This window comes from Hyunsoonleella rubra, assembly GCF_042684665.1.
GTDB classification, from domain to species: domain Bacteria; phylum Bacteroidota; class Bacteroidia; order Flavobacteriales; family Flavobacteriaceae; genus Jejuia; species Jejuia rubra.
The window spans coordinates 575,213-593,784 of record NZ_JBHULY010000005.1; the positions used below are offsets into that span (position 1 = coordinate 575,213).

General features: G+C 40.6%; 15 protein-coding genes. 11 read left to right on the plus strand and 4 right to left on the minus strand.

Going from position 1 to position 18,572, the window contains the following annotated elements; translation table 11 throughout:
* Window positions 1-279 precede the first annotated feature (279 nt).
* From ilvD to azu, 7 genes are all read left to right on the plus strand, one after another.
* Window positions 280-1,965, plus strand: a complete 1,686-nt coding sequence (gene ilvD, locus ACFSR8_RS03320; protein WP_380289000.1) for a dihydroxy-acid dehydratase — start codon at window positions 280-282, stop codon at window positions 1,963-1,965.
* Window positions 1,966-2,031: 66 nt separating this feature from the next.
* On the plus strand, window positions 2,032-3,765 hold the full coding sequence (ilvB, locus tag ACFSR8_RS03325; protein ID WP_380289002.1) for a biosynthetic-type acetolactate synthase large subunit: 1,734 nt from the start codon (window positions 2,032-2,034) through the stop codon (window positions 3,763-3,765).
* Between the two features lie 22 nt (window positions 3,766-3,787).
* Window positions 3,788-4,321: an acetolactate synthase small subunit gene (gene ilvN / locus ACFSR8_RS03330; protein ID WP_186560408.1), complete on the plus strand. Its 534-nt coding sequence runs from the start codon at window positions 3,788-3,790 to the stop codon at window positions 4,319-4,321.
* Between the two features lie 70 nt (window positions 4,322-4,391).
* Complete coding sequence (ilvC, locus tag ACFSR8_RS03335; RefSeq protein WP_380289005.1) at window positions 4,392-5,867, plus strand: ketol-acid reductoisomerase; 1,476 nt, start codon at window positions 4,392-4,394, stop codon at window positions 5,865-5,867.
* Between the two features lie 183 nt (window positions 5,868-6,050).
* Window positions 6,051-7,310, plus strand: a complete 1,260-nt coding sequence (ilvA, locus tag ACFSR8_RS03340; protein ID WP_380289007.1) for a threonine ammonia-lyase IlvA — start codon at window positions 6,051-6,053, stop codon at window positions 7,308-7,310.
* Window positions 7,311-7,673: 363 nt separating this feature from the next.
* Window positions 7,674-9,266 carry an NADP-dependent glyceraldehyde-3-phosphate dehydrogenase gene (locus ACFSR8_RS03345; protein WP_380289009.1) on the plus strand — a complete coding sequence of 531 codons (1,593 nt, stop codon included), beginning with the start codon at window positions 7,674-7,676 and terminating at the stop codon, window positions 9,264-9,266.
* Between the two features lie 154 nt (window positions 9,267-9,420).
* Window positions 9,421-9,936: an azurin gene (gene azu, locus ACFSR8_RS03350; RefSeq protein ID WP_380289011.1), complete on the plus strand. Its 516-nt coding sequence runs from the start codon at window positions 9,421-9,423 to the stop codon at window positions 9,934-9,936.
* A gap of 17 nt (window positions 9,937-9,953) precedes the next feature.
* Here the strand turns inward: azu and ACFSR8_RS03355 are convergent, their stop codons facing one another.
* From ACFSR8_RS03355 to ACFSR8_RS03370, 4 genes are read right to left on the minus strand one after another with little or no spacing between them, the layout of a single operon-like run.
* Window positions 9,954-10,685 carry a ThuA domain-containing protein gene (locus ACFSR8_RS03355; protein ID WP_380289013.1) on the minus strand — a complete coding sequence of 244 codons (732 nt, stop codon included), beginning with the start codon at window positions 10,683-10,685 and terminating at the stop codon, window positions 9,954-9,956.
* A gap of 15 nt (window positions 10,686-10,700) precedes the next feature.
* Window positions 10,701-11,495: a 3-keto-disaccharide hydrolase gene (locus tag ACFSR8_RS03360; protein WP_380289015.1), complete on the minus strand. Its 795-nt coding sequence runs from the start codon at window positions 11,493-11,495 to the stop codon at window positions 10,701-10,703.
* 10 nt (window positions 11,496-11,505) lie between these two features.
* Window positions 11,506-12,093 (minus strand): gluconate 2-dehydrogenase subunit 3 family protein, encoded by a 588-nt coding sequence (locus ACFSR8_RS03365; RefSeq protein WP_380289017.1) that lies wholly within the window; start codon window positions 12,091-12,093, stop codon window positions 11,506-11,508.
* The gene (locus tag ACFSR8_RS03370; protein WP_380289019.1) at window positions 12,090-13,799 is read right to left on the minus strand and encodes a GMC oxidoreductase; all 1,710 of its coding nucleotides are present in this window, start codon (window positions 13,797-13,799) and stop codon (window positions 12,090-12,092) included. Before ACFSR8_RS03370 ends, ACFSR8_RS03365 begins: the two co-directional genes overlap by 4 nt.
* A gap of 177 nt (window positions 13,800-13,976) precedes the next feature.
* Here ACFSR8_RS03370 and ACFSR8_RS03375 point away from each other — a divergent pair, with 177 nt between their 5' ends.
* The 4 genes from ACFSR8_RS03375 (at window position 13,977) to ACFSR8_RS03390 (ending at window position 18,570) form a co-directional block, all read left to right on the plus strand.
* Window positions 13,977-14,942: a sugar phosphate isomerase/epimerase family protein gene (locus ACFSR8_RS03375; protein WP_380289021.1), complete on the plus strand. Its 966-nt coding sequence runs from the start codon at window positions 13,977-13,979 to the stop codon at window positions 14,940-14,942.
* Window positions 14,943-14,965: 23 nt separating this feature from the next.
* Window positions 14,966-16,174, plus strand: a complete 1,209-nt coding sequence (locus ACFSR8_RS03380) for an MFS transporter (protein WP_380289023.1) — start codon at window positions 14,966-14,968, stop codon at window positions 16,172-16,174.
* A 3-nt stretch (window positions 16,175-16,177) separates the two neighbouring features.
* The gene (locus tag ACFSR8_RS03385) at window positions 16,178-17,326 is read left to right on the plus strand and encodes a Gfo/Idh/MocA family protein (RefSeq protein ID WP_380289025.1); all 1,149 of its coding nucleotides are present in this window, start codon (window positions 16,178-16,180) and stop codon (window positions 17,324-17,326) included.
* A gap of 191 nt (window positions 17,327-17,517) precedes the next feature.
* Window positions 17,518-18,570, plus strand: a complete 1,053-nt coding sequence (locus ACFSR8_RS03390; protein ID WP_380289027.1) for a sugar phosphate isomerase/epimerase family protein — start codon at window positions 17,518-17,520, stop codon at window positions 18,568-18,570.
* Window positions 18,571-18,572 lie beyond the last annotated feature (2 nt).

An 18,572-nucleotide genomic window follows, 5' to 3' on the forward strand; every position in this document is an offset into this window, starting at 1 on the left:
AAAAAATATACAAGCCTTCCTAATTTATTAGGAAGGTTTTTTTTACGACTTTTTTTTCATTTGAACATCATAAAAAATTGAGTTTAATTAACTGTAAATCAATTGTTTGTTAAAATTTTTAATGCAGTGAATTTAACCTGTTAAAATGAGAAGGGATTCAAGGAACGGCATAAAGAAGTATTTTCGTTTCTTGAATTAAAGGATTATTGTTAAAATTCTTAATGAAATAGAAATATTCGCAGCTAAATCAACTATAACCTAAAACTATTTTCAATAAAAATGAAGGAACTAAACAAATATAGCAAAAGACTTACCCAGGATGAATCTCAGCCGGCTTCGCAGGCCATGTTGTATGCGGCAGGCTTGACCGATGAAGATATGAAAAAAGCGCAAGTGGGCATTGCCAGTACGGGTTATGATGGCAACCCTTGTAACATGCATTTGAACGGTCTTGCGGCAGAGGTGAAAACGGAATGCAATATTGCTGGTTTAGTTGGTTTGGGGTTTAATACTATTGGCGTAAGTGATGGTATTTCGATGGGAACCTCGGGAATGAATTATTCCTTGGCATCACGTGATTTAATTGCGGATTCCATTGAAACTGTAATGCAAGCGCAAAGCTATGATGCGCTAATTCCTGTAGTGGGTTGCGACAAAAATATGCCCGGTGCCGTAATAGCGATGTTGCGGTTAAACCGACCTTCTATTATGATGTACGGGGGTACCATTAAATCTGGAAACTACAAGGGTAAAAAATTGAACGTGGTTTCTGCTTTTGAAGCTTTGGGCCAGAAAGTTGCTGGTGAAATAGATGAAGAGGAATACAGGGAAATTATAAAACGGTCTATCCCAGGTGCTGGAGCCTGTGGTGGGATGTACACTGCAAACACTATGGCGTCCGCCATTGAGGCCATGGGATTTGCCTTGCCATATAACTCTTCGATTCCTGCTGAAAACCCCAATAAGCTATCGGAAGCGGAAAGATATACAAGGGCTATCAAAAACCTCTTGGAATTGGATTTAAAGCCTTTGGATATCATCACTAAAAAATCCTTGGAAAATGCGGTTACGGTGGTGAATGCCCTTGGGGGCTCTACTAATGCGGTGTTGCACTTTTTGGCCATCGCCTTTGCTGCGGATATCGATTTTACGCTGGAGGATTTTCAGCGCGTAAGTGATAGAACCCCTTTAATAGGGGATTTAAAACCAAGCGGTAAGTATTTAATGGAGGACGTTCATGGGATTGGAGGTATTCCTGCAGTAATGAAATATCTATTGGAAAAGGGCTATCTGCATGGAGATTGTTTAACCGTTACCGGGAAAACTTTAGCTGAGAATTTAGCTGATGTAGAACCATTGGAATTTGAAGACGATCAAGATGTCATTTATCCAGCGGACAAGGCTTTAAAACCTTCTGGAAATTTACAGATTTTATACGGGAATTTGGCAACTGAAGGTGCTGTGGCAAAAATCTCTGGAAATGAAGGCTTGGTTTTTGAAGGCAAAGCCGTCGTTTATAATAGTGAGCAAGAGGCAAATACAGGGATAAGCAATGGCGATGTGGAGAAAGGGGATGTGGTCGTTATCCGTTATGTCGGTCCTAAGGGCGGACCGGGAATGCCAGAGATGTTGAAGCCTACTTCCATGATTATGGGTGCAGGTTTGGGTAAATCGGTAGCATTAATTACCGACGGTAGATTTTCAGGGGGTACCCATGGATTTGTGGTGGGGCACATCACCCCCGAAGCACAGTCAGGAGGAACTATTGCTTTGATTGAAACAGGTGACCGTATCAGGATTAGTGCGGAAGACAATTCAATTAACGTCCTATTATCAGATGAGGAATTGGCTAAAAGAAAAGCGGCGTGGGTAGAACCACCATTAAAACATAAAAAAGGAATACTTTATAAGTTTGCAAAATCGGTTGCTTCAGCTTCCAAAGGTTGTGTAACGGATGCATTTTAAATTTCTGCGCGGTCACTGAGCGGAGTCGAAGTGAAAGCAGAAATCTCATAAATTTAAGTGGGGATTATGAAGACAGAAACCATAAAAAAAGAAGAAAACAAAACGGCTAAGACCGAACGTATAACTGGCTGTGAGGCTATTATTAAATGTTTGATCGCCGAAGGCGTTGATATCCTTTACGGCTACCCCGGAGGTGCAATAATGCCAGTTTATGATGAATTGTTCAAATATCAAGGGCAAATCCATCATGTGTTGACCCGTCATGAACAGGGTGCGGCGCATGCCGCCCAAGGCTATGCCAGGATATCTGGTAAAGTAGGTGTTGCTATGGCGACTTCCGGCCCTGGTGCGACCAACTTGGTGACAGGAATTGCGGATGCGCAAATTGATTCTACGCCAATCGTATGCATCACCGGTCAGGTGCCTTCACATTTATTGGGGACTGATGCGTTTCAGGAAACTGATATCGTTGGTATTTCAACTCCTGTAACAAAATGGAATGCTCAGGTTACAAAAGCTTCAGAAATCCCAGAAGTAATTGCAAAAGCCTTTTACATTGCCAAAAGTGGAAGGCCAGGTCCTGTATTGATCGATATTACCAAAGATGCCCAATTTGAGGAATTCGATTTTAAATATGAAAAGTGTACGGCGGTTAGAAGCTACAACCCTACTCCGAAAACGGATATAAATGCTGTAAAGGAGGCAGGCGAAATCATCAATAACGCAAAGAAACCTATGATTGTTTGGGGGCAAGGCGTTATTTTGGGTAAAGCTGAAGAAGAGCTAAAAGCGGTAGTTGAAAAATCAGGCGTTCCTGCTGCATGGACTATTCTTGGGGCTTCTGCTATTCCAACCTCCCATCAGCTAAATGTTGGTATGGTGGGAATGCACGGTAACTATGGTCCAAATAAATTAACCAATGAGTGTGATGTGTTGATTGCTATCGGGATGCGCTTTGACGACCGTGTTACAGGTGATTTAAATACTTACGCAAAACAAGCCAAAATTATTCATTTTGACATTGATCCAGCTGAAATCAACAAGAATGTAAAAGTTGATTTAGCAGTTTTGGGAGATTCAAAAGAAAGTTTAGCCTTGTTGCTTAATGAACTAAAAGAGAATTCCCATGATAAATGGCTTCAAGAATTTAAAGATTTATATGCTATTGAATACGAAGCCGTCATCAAAAATGATTTATTGCCCGAAAAGGAAGGCCTTACCATGGGTGAGGTTTTAAAGGAAATCAATAATTATACTAATGGTGATGCAGCCATTGTGTCGGACGTAGGGCAACATCAAATGATTGCGTGCCGTTATGCGGAGTTCAATAAGTCTAAAAGTAATATCACATCAGGTGGTTTGGGTACAATGGGCTTTGCTTTGCCGGCGGCGATTGGTGCAAAAATGGCAGAACCAAGTCGAGAGGTTGTTGCCATTATTGGCGATGGTGGTTACCAAATGAACATTCAAGAACTTGGGACAATTTTCCAACAGAAGGTGCCTGTTAAAATAGTGGTGTTAAACAACGAATTTTTAGGAATGGTACGTCAGTGGCAACAGTTGTTTTTTGACAAACGCTATGCCTCTACTGAAATGACCAACCCCGATTTTGTGACTATTGCCAAAGGTTATCATATTGATGCCAAGCGTGTTACAAAGCGAGAAGAGCTAGCCGATGCTGTTAAGGAAATGATTGAGTCTGATGCATCATACTTCTTGGAAGTTTGTGTGGAGAAAGAAGACAATGTATTCCCAATGATTCCTTCGGGAGCCTCTGTTTCAGACATTAGGCTAAGTTAAGTCAGTATTTAAAAAGATTATAATGAGTCAAGACATTAAAACATTCACAATATCGGTTTACACTGAAAATAATATCGGACTGCTTAATCGTATTTCGGCTATTTTTCAACGTAGGCATATCAATATCGAAAGTTTAACCACATCGCAATCTGAAATTAAAGATGTCAATCGTTTTGTAATTGTGGTAAAAATTACTGAAGACCAAGCCATCAAAGTGGTGCGTCAGATTGAAAAGCAAGTAGAAACTATTCGGGCGTATTATCATACGAATGAAGAAACCATTTTTACCGAAAACTGCATGTTCAAGATAAGGAGTGAATTGCTTTTTGAAGAACCACAAATTCAAAATATTATAAAAGACAGTGAATCAAGAATCGTTACTGTTAATCGTGAATTTTTTGTTTTGGAAAGTACTGGAAGACGTCATGAAATTGAAAAGTTAAGAGAGAAATTGGATGCCTTTGGTATCATGCAATTTGTGCGTTCGGGCCGTATTGCGGTTACCAAGGATGAAATGAAAGTTTCTGAAATACTAGAAGAATTTAGAAATCAATAACAAATCAAAATTAAATAAAAGCATCGTAAAAATTTAAGATGCGAACAGACTATTAAATTAATAAATAACAATGGAAAATTATTTTAACACACTTACATTAGCTGGGAAATTAAACCAATTGTCTAAATGTAGATTTATGGATGCCTCGGAATTTGCTGACGGTGTAAATGCATTAAAAGGCAAAAAAATTGTGATTGTAGGTTGCGGAGCCCAAGGGTTGAACCAAGGATTGAATATGAGGGATTCCGGATTGGATATTTCATACACATTGCGCGAGGTCGCCATAAAAGAAAAGCGTGCATCTTACGTAAACGCTACCGAAAACGGATTTAAAGTGGGGACTTACGAAGAGTTGATTCCAACGGCTGATTTAGTGTTAAATCTTACTCCAGACAAGCAACACACCAATGTGGTGAATGCCGTTATGCCTTTGATGAAAAAAGGAGCTACCTTATCTTATTCCCACGGTTTCAATATTGTTGAAGAAGGAATGAAAGTACGCGAAGATATCACTGTAATCATGTGTGCTCCAAAGTGTCCGGGTTCAGAAGTACGTGAAGAATACAAAAGAGGTTTTGGAGTTCCAACTTTGATTGCTGTGCATCCAGACAACGACCCTGAAGGAAAGGGATGGGCGCAGGCCAAAGCTTATGCAGCGGCAACAGGAGGTGACAGAGCAGGCGTTTTGGAATCGTCCTTTGTGGCTGAGGTAAAATCGGATTTAATGGGTGAGCAAACCATCCTTTGCGGATTATTACAGACAGGTTCTATTCTTTGTTTTGATAAAATGGTTGAAAAAGGCATCGACCCAGGATATGCGTCGAAGCTGATTCAATATGGTTGGGAAACCGTTACTGAAGGTCTAAAGTATGGTGGTATCACTAATATGATGGACCGATTGTCCAATCCTGCAAAAATTAAGGCTTTTGAGTTATCTGAAGAATTGAAGGACATCATGAGGCCATTATTCCAGAAGCACATGGACGATATTATGGAGGGCAACTTCTCTAGTGGTATGATGGCCGATTGGGCTAATGGCGATGCAAAATTATTAGGTTGGAGAGCTGAAACTGCTGAAACCGCTTTTGAAAAAACGCCAGCGGGTGATATGGAAATTAGTGAGCAAGAATACTATGACAATGGCGTTTTAATGGTGGCTTTGGTAAGAGCTGGTGTGGAATTGGCTTTTGAAGCTATGACTGAATCGGGAATCATTGATGAATCTGCTTATTACGAATCTTTACATGAAACACCATTAATTGCAAACACTATCGCTAGGAAGAAATTATACGAAATGAACCGTGTGATTTCTGATACTGCGGAGTACGGTTGTTATTTGTTCGACCACGCGTGTAAGCCTTTATTGAAAGACTTCATGAAGGGTATTGATGTAGATGTTATTGGAAAGCCTTACGCCAAGGACAACGGTGACGGTGTGGACAATGCTAAGTTAATTGAAATCAATGCGGCTTTAAGAAATCACCCGGTTGAAAAAATCGGTACATTCTTAAGAGAGTCCATGACCGCCATGAAACCAATCGTTTAAGCTAAACTAAACTATACTGCACATTGAAAAATGTTGCGAAATCCCTACGTGAATTCACGCGGGGATTTTTTTATGCATAAATTCTAAAGATGTGTTTTTAGTGTATCTCAAAATATTAATTTGCGTAACTTGCAGATAAAATTGTCCATCAGTTTTTAAGGTTGACAAGTTTCGATTTATATCATGCACAGTACCACCTATTTTCCTAATATTAGCGATATCAAAACAGCGGCTGTTACCATTCAAAATATTTCGGAGGTGACGCCTTTGGGTAAAAGCTTAAGATTCTCGAAACAGTACGGTGCAAACGTGTTTTTGAAACGAGAGGATTTGCAACAGGTTCGCTCTTATAAGATCCGTGGAGCATATAATAAAATAAGCTCTTTGTCTGCTGAAGATGCAAAAAAAGGAGTGGTATGCGCCAGTGCAGGGAATCATGCCCAAGGTGTAGCTCTGTCGTGCAAGTTGCTTCAAATTGAAGGCACTATTTTTATGCCAACACCTACCCCTAAACAAAAGGTAGAACAGGTTGAAATGTTTGGTGAGGATTTTATTAAAATAAAGCTGGTTGGAGATACATTTGATGATGCCTTTTACGCTGCTAAAGAAGAATGTGAGCGACTCAATAAAACATTTATACACCCGTTTGACGATCATAAAGTCATTGAAGGACAGGCTACAATTGGACTGGAGATTTTGGAGCAATCCAAGGATCAAATAGATTACTTATTTATGCCTATTGGCGGCGGTGGACTGGCGGCTGGGGTTTCAACGGTATTTAAGAAATTATCTCCACAAACAAAGATTGTTGGGGTAGAACCGGAAGGAGCACCTTCAATGGTCACATCGCTTAAGAACAATAAAAACACAACACTGGAAAAGATAGACAAGTTTGTAGACGGTGCTGCTGTTAAACGAGTTGGAGATTTGACGTTTCCGATTTGCCAACAGAATCTTGACGGTGTTATCACTATGCCAGAAGGAAAGATATGCCAAACCATTTTGGAGATGTACAACCGGGATGCCATTGTGGTTGAGCCTGCCGGGGCTTTAAGTTTGGCTGCTTTGGATTTTTATGCCGACAAGATCAAAGGTAAAAATGTAGTGTGTATCGTCAGTGGTAGTAATAATGATATCACCCGAACCCCTGAAATTAAAGAAAGAGCATTACTCTATAAAAACCTGAAGCACTACTTTATTGTAAAATTTCCCCAAAGGGCCGGAGCATTAAAGGAATTCGTGGTGGATATCTTAGGTCCGAATGATGATATTACCCATTTTGAATATACCAAAAAAACCAATCGTGAGAATGGTGCAGCGGTGGTTGGTATTGAACTGAAATCTTCTGCAGATTTGGAGCCACTGATTACCAAAATGAAAGAGCGAAACTTTTATGGAGACTACTTAAATAATTCCCCAGACTTGTTCCGGTTTTTGGTTTAACGAATTCTTGAAATTAACATTGAGATTTATTTCCGTTTGAGTGTCCCCTCTAGGAAGAGGGGAGTCAGGGGTGTGTTAAATTGAATTTAACGGAATGGGGCATTTGACACCTCCCTTAATCCCTCCTTTTTAGGAGGGAAACGGTTCCGTTAAGAACAGTAGCGCGTCGTAAGTAGGTTAAAGGGCGCGTTTAAAACCCGTTCGAAGAACTTCAATTAAATAGACAAAATCCACGCAATCGATATAGTCGATTTTCCATGTAAAATTGTTGTTAAATCCTAAGTTTTATTCTGTTTTGACGACTTCAATTAAAAGAAGTTATCCCAAATAATGGGTATCTTAGCACCGCTAAAAACTAAAACAATGAGTAAAATATCAACACGTATTCCAGAAGAATTTCAAATCCAATCGTTATTGCACCAAACGACTTATTTGGTGGACGGTGAATTAAAACAATGGAAGGGTGATACTGCCGAGATCTACTCCACCATATCTTCAACGGAAAAATACAAACCAACGTTGTTGGGAACTATTCCACAGTTGGGCGGGGATGAGGCCATGGAAGCTTTGGATTCGGCCGTAAAGGCGTATGGCAATGGGCAAGGATTGTGGCCAACAATGAAGGTGGAAGATAGAATTGCCTGTATGGAAAAATTTGTGGAGCAAATGAAGACCAAACGGGATGAGGTGGTGAAACTCTTGATGTGGGAAATTGGCAAAAACCTACCAGACTCCCAAAAGGAATTCGACAGAACTATAGAATATATTTACGATACCATCGAAGCTTACAAGGATATAGACAGGGATTCAGCGCGTTTTCAAAAACATTCGGGAGTACATGCCCATATTCGTAGAGGCCCTTTGGGAGTGGTACTGTGTTTAGGACCGTATAATTATCCGTTAAACGAAACCTTTTGTTTACTGATTCCAGCATTGATGATGGGGAATACAACAATTTTTAAACCTGCAAAATTAGGAGTACTTTTAATTTCGCCATTGTTGGAGGCCTTTCAAAACAGTTTCCCAAAAGGGGTTGTAAATATTGTTTATGGCCGTGGGCGTGTATTGGCAACACCGATTATGGAATCGGGCAAGGTGGATGTTTTGGCATTGATCGGTAACAGTAAATCTGCTAACGCTCTACAAAGTCAGCACCCAAAGGGCAATAGGCTACGAATGGTGTTGGGCTTGGAGGCCAAAAACCCCGCAATTGTTTTGCCTGATGCGGATTTGGATTTGGCCGTTGAGGAATGTATCACGGGTACCTTGTCCTTTAACGGGCAACGCTGTACGGCATTGAAAGTGTTGTATGTGCACGAGTCGATTGTGGAAGAATTCAACAGACGTTTTGCTTATAAAGTAGATCAATTAACATTTGGAAACCCATGGGAGGACGGTGCAAAATTAACACCACTGCCTGAAGTGGATAAGCCAGGGTATATCCAAGAGTTGATTGACGATGCTGCCGAAAAAGGTGCCAAAATATTAAATACAAAAGGAGGGCAAACCACAGATAATTTTATTTTTCCGGCAGTACTGTTTCCGGTAAACAAGGATATGCGCCTATTTAAAGAAGAACAGTTTGGACCTGTAATTCCAGTAGTTCCATTTTCCGATATTGAAGAACCTATAAATGATATGGCAGAATCAGATTACGGACAGCAAGTCAGCCTGTTCGGGAAGAATGTGAATACCCTTTCACCATTAATTGATACTTTGGTAAATCTTGTATGCCGTGTGAATCTAAACAGCTCTTGTCAGCGTGGGCCAGATGTTTATCCGTTTACGGGACGAAAGGATTCGGCAGTGGCCACCTTAAGTGTGCACGATGCCCTACGTTCCTTTTCAATCAGAACTTTTGTAGCCTCAAAGGACAACGACTACAATAACGCAATATTAAATGAGCTATTGGATAAGAAAACCTCCAATTTTATTAGTACAGATTATATTTTGTAAATTTTCTGTTTATAATCATCAAAAAAAGTAATGTTTGTAACGGCGATTCGCCTATTTAGAAAGATTCTAATATAGCGTTAATCTTTCTCAACTGGGTAAATCATAAAACTAATTTGAGCAGTAATATTTATCTTTGCAAAAAAAAAACAAGGTTATGAAAACGATTAAAATTTTATTTACTGGGGTGATATTAGCGTCATTAGTTTTTAGCTGTGGTGGTGAAAAAAAGAAAGAATTGCCAGCGCAGAAAATGAAACTTGGCACGAAAAAAGAGGAGAAAAAAGTAGATGACAGTGTTGCTAATTTAGTTGTTGCAGGAAATGATGCCATGCAATTTGATAAAAAGGAGCTTAAAGTAAAAGCGGGTCAAAAAGTAAAACTAACATTAAGGCATACTGGAAAAATGGATATCAATGTTATGGGACACAATATTGTTATTTTAAAACAAGGAGTTGATATTACCGCATTTGGAAATAAGGCAGCCACGGCAAGGGATAATGGCTATATCCCAGCAGATGCAGAAGGTGATATCATTGCAATGACTAAATTAATTGGTGGTGGCCAAACCACATCCATCGAATTTGATGCGCCTGCTCCTGGTACTTACGATTTTATCTGTAGTTTCCCCGGTCATTATGCCTTAATGAAAGGGAAGTTTATTGTTGAGTAATAGCAAACCAATTGTTGTTATTCCCCAATGGCGTATAAAATGCCACCTAAAATATGTTTAAGGAATAAAGGCTCCGAATAGCTTTCATTCGTATGGCCCAAGGCAGTATAAAAGGCACGGCCTCCAAGTGTTTCGTGGTGCCAAGCAATAGGGTGAAAGTTGCCATGTTTCCCGCCCTTATAGCTATCTTCATCAACAGTTAGGATCACTTTCACGTTGGGGTTCATGTTTTTAAAGTTATACCATTCGTCGAACTTTACCCAGTTTTCACCACCTAAAAAGGCTACGGATTGATGCGTTTTATCTAAAACATTTAAGGTAGCATTTTGTTTTTCCTTAGGGTGGCCATTAAATTGGGCGCCCACCAAAGAATTGTACCATTGCCAGTTTGTCTCGGCCACAGTGGCGGCATGTATGCCTACAAAGCCTCCTCCTTTTTTGATAAATTTTTCAAACTTTTTTTGCTGTTTATCATTTAAAATATCCCCTGAGGGACTCAAAAAAACCACGGCGTCAATTTTCTTTAAGTTGGAAATCAATTCATCAGCGTCTTCGGTGGCTTTTACCCTAAAGTTGTTTGCACTGCCCAATTTTCTAATGCTTTCAATGCCAGGCTCAATAGAAGCATGCCTAAATCCTGTTGTTTTAGAAAACACATATACCAATGGTTGCGAATTGTCCTGGCCATTTGCACCATTAAAATACACCAAAAAGAGGCTTAATAAGATAACTATGGCTAAACGGTTCATAAAGTGCACTTAAATTTAAAGCTCGAGCAATTTGATGTTCTTAAATTCTATGGGATGGCTTTCGCTTTGCAGGGAGATATAACCGCCTTTTAAGGGTTGATTTTCTTTGGCTTTCCATTTATCGCCAGTGTTTACGGCTCCACCCCCAATATGGGGTTTGTGATACGATAATACTTCTTCTCCATTTATAAAATGTTTGATGATAGAATCGTTTCGCACTTCAATTTCAACATTTACCCATTGGTCGCCATGATAGGTTTTGGATGAGGACTTAATGATGTGTTCTGTTACCAAAGAATCTTTATAATAAACGTGTGTCCCCGGCGTACATAAATTTCCTGTGGAACGTTCATCGATGCCATTGCCTCCCAACAGTTGGACTTCAATGGATACTGGAAAGTTTTGATTTAGACCCATGCCTTTTGGGTCTTCGCAATGAATCATAATCCCACTATTCCTAACTGCCCAAGCCTTTCCGCCTGCAACTTGCTCACCAGTAAAGCGATAATCCATCTTAAATCTGTAGTTGCTGTAAGGAATTTTATAGAACAGATGTCCAAAGGCATTATTAAAGGAATCATAAGCTTTATACGAAACTTTTAATAGGCCATCTTCAACAATAAATGTGTTTTTGTAATTATTGCCGTATTCAAAACCCATTATTTTTGGTGTCCATCCGTCTAAATCCTTGCCATTAAAAAGGGTGGTCCATTCTGGTTTTGAGATAGAATTCTCTGGTTTTTGCTTACATGATAAAGTGAATGATAGCACTATCGAAATAACTGTAAGTTGGATTAAAAAATCTTTCATTTTAAAGCATTTATAAAGACCAAGCCTTTCCCCCGGTGGCTTCTTCAACAGAAATACATCCTTTTTGAACGGCCGGAATAGGGTCATAGGCTAATACATCTTTTCCGATAGTTTTGCTGGTTTTGTAAGCCCAAACAGATTGGTTTCTTAAATTTATCAGAGCTTCATAAGTTATATTTTTATCTGAGATATATTGCTGTTTTTCCTCCTTGCTGGCCTTAAGGTATTTTTTTAACAGGTTATCGTAGTCTTCGTATTTAAGATCTATTGCCCCAGTTTCAGGGATAGGTAATGCTTTAAGAATACTATCGATGCTTAGTCGATATTCCTCCAGTTTTTCTTCAACATAAACGTTGTAGGCATACAAATCGATAAATTGGGGGACATTAACATCCAGTGCCCCCGGAGTTTTATCCGTTTTTGGAAGGATGAGGTCAACCAAATTTTTGATAACGATGGCCTCATCAACTGAAAAGAAAAGCGGTGTCCATTTTTCTTTTTCGGATGTGCAACTTTGCAATAAATTAAAAGCAGTTGGGATAACGGCAGAGTAGCCGATGGCGGCACCTATATTTTTTAATGCGTCTCTTCGTTTCATGAGTTTTTGGCTTTAAATTCTTTAACGGCATGGTTTGCGGCCCTAGCCGTTAATGCCATATAGGTTAAGGAGGGGTTTTGGCAACCTGCAGAAGTCATGCATGCCCCATCGGTAACATATACATTTGGCACGCTGTGGATTTGATTGTATTTGTTGAGCACCGAAGTTTTGGGGTCTCTTCCCATTCTTGCAGTACCCATTTCGTGGATGCCAATGCCAGGCCCGGACGGTCTATCAAAGGTTTGAATGTCCTTAAATCCTGCTTTTTCAAGCATGTCCACGGCTTGTTCGATAATATCTTTTCTCATATTAAGCTCGTTCTCTTTCCATTCGGCATCAAAGGTTATGGTGGGTAATCCCCATTGGTCCAATTTATCATAATCCAAGGTCATTTTATTGTCATGATAAGGAAGGCATTCGCCAAAACCGCCAAGGTGCATGCGCCATGGCCCTGGTTTTAACAGTTCTTCCTTAAATTCGGCACCATAGCCCAGTTCGGCAACATGCTCGGAAATACCACGTCTGCCAGCGCCACCTTGGTAGCCGTAACCTCTTAGAAATGATTTTTGTCTGCTTTCCTTGTCGCCAAGGTTTCTAAAACGGGGAATGTATATGCCGTTGGGCCTTCTACCTTTGTAATATTTGTCTTCAAACCCATCAATTGTGCCCGAGGCGCCCGACCCTAGGTGATGGTCCATTATGTTATGCCCTAGTTCTCCGGAGTCATTTCCCAATCCATTTGGAAACCTATCGGACTTGGATTGCATTAAAATAGAAGCTGAAGCAATGGCCGAGGCACAGCAAAAAATGATATCTGCTTCAAACTCCAGTTTTTCCTTTGTTTTTTCGTCAATTACCTTTACCCCCTTTGCTTTTTTTGTGGATTCATCATAAATGATCTGATAGGTTATGGAATGTGGCCTTAACGTTAAATTACCAGTTCTTTCTGCGGCCGGAATAGTAGAAGAAACACTACTGAAATAGGCGCCGTAAGGACATCCTCGTCTGCACCTTTGCCGGTATTGACATTTGCCACGCCCTTCGTGGGGTTCATCTCCCGTAATATGTGCTACCCTCCCAATGGTTAAAACCCGACCTTGGTTTTTCGCCATTTGTGCTTTAAGGTGCTGTTCCACGCAATTCAGCTCCATCGGCGGCTCAAAAACACTATCGGGCAATTGAGGCAAGCCCAAAGCTTCGCCACTAATACCTATATAACGCTCAACATAACTGTACCATGGTTCTATGTCTTTATAGCGAATGGGCCAATCTACGCCATAACCGTCTTTTTTATTGGCTTCAAAATCCAAATCGCTCAATCTGTAGGTTTGTTTTCCCCAGGTTATGGAACGCCCGCCAACATGGTAGCCGCGAATCCAATCGAATCGTTTTTTTTCATTGTAAGGATTGTCAATATCATCAACAAACCAATGTCGGGAATCCTGTTTTACAACATAGCTTGTTCTGGCCTGTTTATATTGTCTCGCTTTTTGTTCGGCAGTTGGGTCGCCTCGAAGTTCCATATCCCATGGGTCTAAATTCATTGTAGGATAGTCCTTAATATGTTCCACCATTCGTCCTCGTTCCAGTACCAAAGTCTTAAGGCCACCTTCACATAGTTCCTTAGCGGCCCAGCCTCCGGTCATTCCAGAGCCTATAACTATCGCGTCAAATTTTGTACTGGCCATTTTTAATGTATCGGTCATGTTTTGAGGGTTGTGTTTAATGTATTAATATGGTAATAACTTAACAGATTTATTATGATAAGTTTATAAAAATATCAATATAATTGGAAAAATGGCTATTTTGTGCCAACTAATAGTTCAAAAGGTTCTATTTAAATAGTTCATTTGGAGGTCTAATCCAGTTTATATTTACGTTTTATGAAAAGAAGGGATTTTATAATAAAAACCTCAAAATCTGGAATTGTGCTATCTGCACTTGGCTGGTACGCTTGTAAAGATTCAAAAGAAAAAAAAGTGGTTGCCGATGAGGTAAGTGATACTGGGGTTGCAACTGAACCATTCTTTAAAATCTCTTTAGCGCAGTGGTCTTTACATAGGGCCCTGCAAAAAGGTGAGATGAAAAATCTTGACTTTGCATCAAAAGCAAGTGCTATGGGGTTTGAAGGTGTTGAATACGTGAATAGTTTTTTTAAGGATAAAGCCAAGGATATGGCCTACCTTAAGGAAATGAATGCTCGGGCAAATGCTGAAGGACAGCAAAATGTGTTGATTATGATAGATGGGGAAGGTAGCTTGGCTGATGCCGATGCATCGAAGCGATTGAAGGCCATTGAAAACCATTTTAAATGGGTGGAGGCCGGACATTTTTTGGGATGCCACGCCATTCGCGTGAATCTTGCCGGAGGAATTAACTATGAAGATGCTATTAAAAGTGGAGTGGATTCCCTAACAAAACTATCTGAATTCGCCAAAGGGTCCAACATCAATGTTTTAGTGGAAAACCATGGCGGATTTTCTTCAAATGGTGAATGGATGCATAAGGTGTTTTCGCAAATAGAAAATGAAAACTGTGGCACGTTACCCGATTTTGGCAATTTCTGTATTGAAAAAGATAAGGACAGAAATTGTTTGGAAGCCTACGACAGGTATAAGGGCATGAAGGAATTATTACCCTTTGCAAAAGCGGTAAGTGCAAAATCCTACGCTTTTGATGCCGACGGGAATGAAACCACAATTGATTATGAACGTGTCATGCAAATGGTAAAGGATTCTGGTTATAAAGGCTTTGTAGGTGTGGAGTTTGAAGGGAGGACAATTTCAGAAGAAGAAGGCATAAAGGCCACACGTGACTTGCTGATTAAAGTGGGCAAAGAACTAACTTAAAAAATATTGACTAAACTGGATATATGGAAAATATCAATAAGAATAGACTGTTTTTGGCCTCATGTATTTCCTTGATTGTAACGGCAATGACATTTGCAATAAGAGCGGGAATCCTTGGCCAGCTAGGTGCGGATTTTGCGTTGTCTGATAAGGAATTGGGTTATGTAAACGGCATGGCATTTTTAGGCTTTCCTATTGCAACCATTTTTGGAGGTCTTGTCTACAATTCACTTGGTGCTAGAAAATTGATGGCCATTGCTTTCGTGTCTCACCTATTAGGTTTACTATTAACCATTTTTGCGGGTGGTTTTTGGACATTATTGATTTCTACCTTTTTTATTGGTTTTGCCAACGGCTCGGTGGAGGCCGCGTGCAACCCAATGATAGCTGATATGTATACTGACAATCGCACAACTATGCTGAACAAATTTCACGTTTGGTTTCCCGGAGGTATTGTGATTGGCGCATTGGCTTCTAAATTTATGACAGATTTTAATATGGGATGGCAAATGCAAATCGGCATTATGCTGATACCAACTTTGTTGTATGGGTTTTTATTCTTTGGACAGACGTTCCCAAAAAGCGAAAATATTGTTTCCGATACTAAGGTAAATGCCAAAAGTTTGTTGACACCTTTGTTCATTTTCATGGCAATCTGTATGACATTGACAGCTACTACTGAATTAGGGACGCAACAATGGGTAGAAAAAATATTGGGGAATTCCGGAGCAAGCCCCATGCTGATATTGGCAATGGTAACCGGTTTGATGGCGCTAGGACGCTATTTTGCTGGGCCAATTATTCATAAGTTAAACCCGCCAGGCGTATTGTTTGCCTCGGCAATTATTTCAGCTATTGCTATTTATATGATGAGTACCGCTACAGGTGGGATGGTATACGTGGCGGCTATTTTATTTGCTATCGGGGTGTGCTATTTCTGGCCGACTATGATTGGATTTGTGAGTGAGTACTTGCCCAATACAGGAGCCTTAGGGATGTCCTTAATTGGAGGTATCGGTATGTTTGCCACAAGTATTTGGCAACCGGTGATTGGATCTTGGTTGGATAGCGCCAAAGCAAATGCTCTTGATTCGGGCGCAACTGTTGAAATGGCAGAACTCATGGCTGGCCAAGAAACATTAAGCAATATTGCGATTTTTCCAATGGTACTGGTAGTACTGTTTGGAATCCTTTATACACAACGAAAAAAATTAGAAGCAAGAAGAGTATAAACAATGAGTAGAAAACTAAGAATGGGAATGGTTGGCGGAGGTGCCGGTTCGTTTATTGGTGATGTCCATAGAAAAGCGGCATCCATTGACGGCATGATAGAGTTAGTTTGTGGTGCATTTAGTAGTACGGCTGAAAAGTCTATTTCTTCTGGGAAGGCCCTTGGTTTAGATGAGAGCAGATGCTATGGTACGTTTGAGGAAATGATTCAAAAGGAAGTCGAATTGCCAGATGGGGTGCGTATGGATTTTGTGGCTATCGTAACGCCAAACCATATGCATTTTCCACCGGCAAAAATGGCTTTGGAACATGGTTTTCACGTAGTCTCGGATAAACCAGTTACATTGACTTTGGAAGAGGCAGAGGCACTTGAAAAAATTGTAGCTAAAAGCGGAAAGTTGTTTGCGCTAACCCATAACTATACAGGCAACTCTATGGTAAAACAGGCCAGGGCGATGGTAGCCAAAGGCGAGTTGGGAACCATAAGAAAAATTCAAGCGCAGTATTTGCAGGGTTGGTTATCGACTTCCTTGGAAAAGACAGATCAAAAACAAGCGGCTTGGCGGGTGGACCCAAAGCGTTCAGGTATTGGTGGGGCGTTGGGCGATATTGGAACGCATGCTGAGAATTTAATTGAATACATCACCGGGTTAAAAATCAAAGAGATTGCGGCCGATTTGGGCCGATTTGGAGAAGGTCGAACTCTTGATGATGATGGTAATATGTTGATTAGGATGGAAAATGGTGCCAAGGGTACGATTTCGATTTCGCAAATAGCTTTAGGTGAAGAAAATAATCTGGGCATAAAGGTATATGGCACCAAGGGTAGTTTGGAATGGTATCAGGAAAACCCGAATGAATTGATTACACGTTGGTTGGAGGAGCCCAAAAAAATATTTACGCCAAATGGTAATGGTTTGCATCCTGAAGTTTTGGAGGTGTGTCGTATTCCAGCGGGACATCCAGAAGGTTATTTGGAAGCATTTGCTACCATTTATAAGAATTTCGCAACGCATTTGAATGCGGTAAATAATGGTGAATCTGTTGAAAATGTAGATTACCCAACTATGAAAGATGGTGTTCGCGGTATGAAGTTTATTTATGCCGCCGTTGAAAGTGATAGCAACAACGCGGCTTGGACAGAGATTAAATAACTACAACAATTAAAGTTGGCGGATAGGCCTGCGTTAGGGTCCCGATAGCTATCGGGAGCAGAGGAAAGCCCAAAGCGTTGCCCCTTAGGGCGAAGCGAGGACTTGTAACGTAAAGCCCGACCCGTAGGGTAACGCCCAAAAAATAAATATTAATTAATAAAATCCTTCCCTTCGGGGAGGTTAGGAGGGGAATGAAAACCATAAAAGGACCAGCTGTATTTTTGGCGCAGTTTGCGGGCAGTGAGGCACCGTTTAATTCATTGGATGGGATGTGCAAATGGGCATCCGATTTAGGGTACAAAGGCATTCAAATCCCTACTTGGGAAGCAAGTTTGATCGATATTGAGAAAGCTTCCGAAAGCCAAACCTATTGCGAAGAGTTAAAAGGAAAAGTTAATTCGTATGGCTTGGAAATCACGGAACTGTCCACCCACTTGCAGGGGCAATTGGTGGCGGTAAACCCAGCTTATGATAACATGTTTGACGGTTTTGCGCCGGAAGCCGTAAGAGGTAATCCAAAGGCGAGGACCGATTGGGCCATCGATTTTGTAAAAAAATGTGGTACGGCCAGTAGACGATTGGGCTTAAAATCGCATGCATCGTTTTCAGGCGCATTGATGTGGCATACGGTGTATCCCTGGCCACAACGACCGAATGGGTTGGTGGAAATGGGGTTTAAGGAATTGGCTAACCGTTGGTTGCCTATTTTGAACCATTTTGATGAAGAAGGGGTTGATGTGTGTTACGAAATTCACCCAGGTGAGGATTTGCATGATGGGATTTCTTATGAGCGATTTTTAGAGGCTACAGGGAATCATGCACGGGCTAATTTGCTGTACGATCCTAGCCATTTTGTATTGCAGCAATTGGATTATTTGGATTTTATCGACATCTATCACGAGCGAATACGAGCGTTTCATGTGAAGGATGCAGAATTTAATCCGACAGGCAGACAAGGGGTTTATGGGGGGTACGCCGATTGGAAAGATCGAGCGGGACGCTTTAGAAGTTTGGGCGATGGACAAGTAGATTTTGGCGCTATCTTTTCTAAGCTGACCAAATACGGATTGGATTTATGGGCTGTAATGGAATGGGAATGTTGTATAAAATCTGCCGAACAAGGCGCTAAGGAAGGTGCGCCATTTATTCAAAAGCATATTATTGAGGCTGCGACGCGAAGTTTTGATGATTTTGCAGGTGGGGATATTGATGATGATTATTTGAAAGGTATTTTGGGAATTTAGAT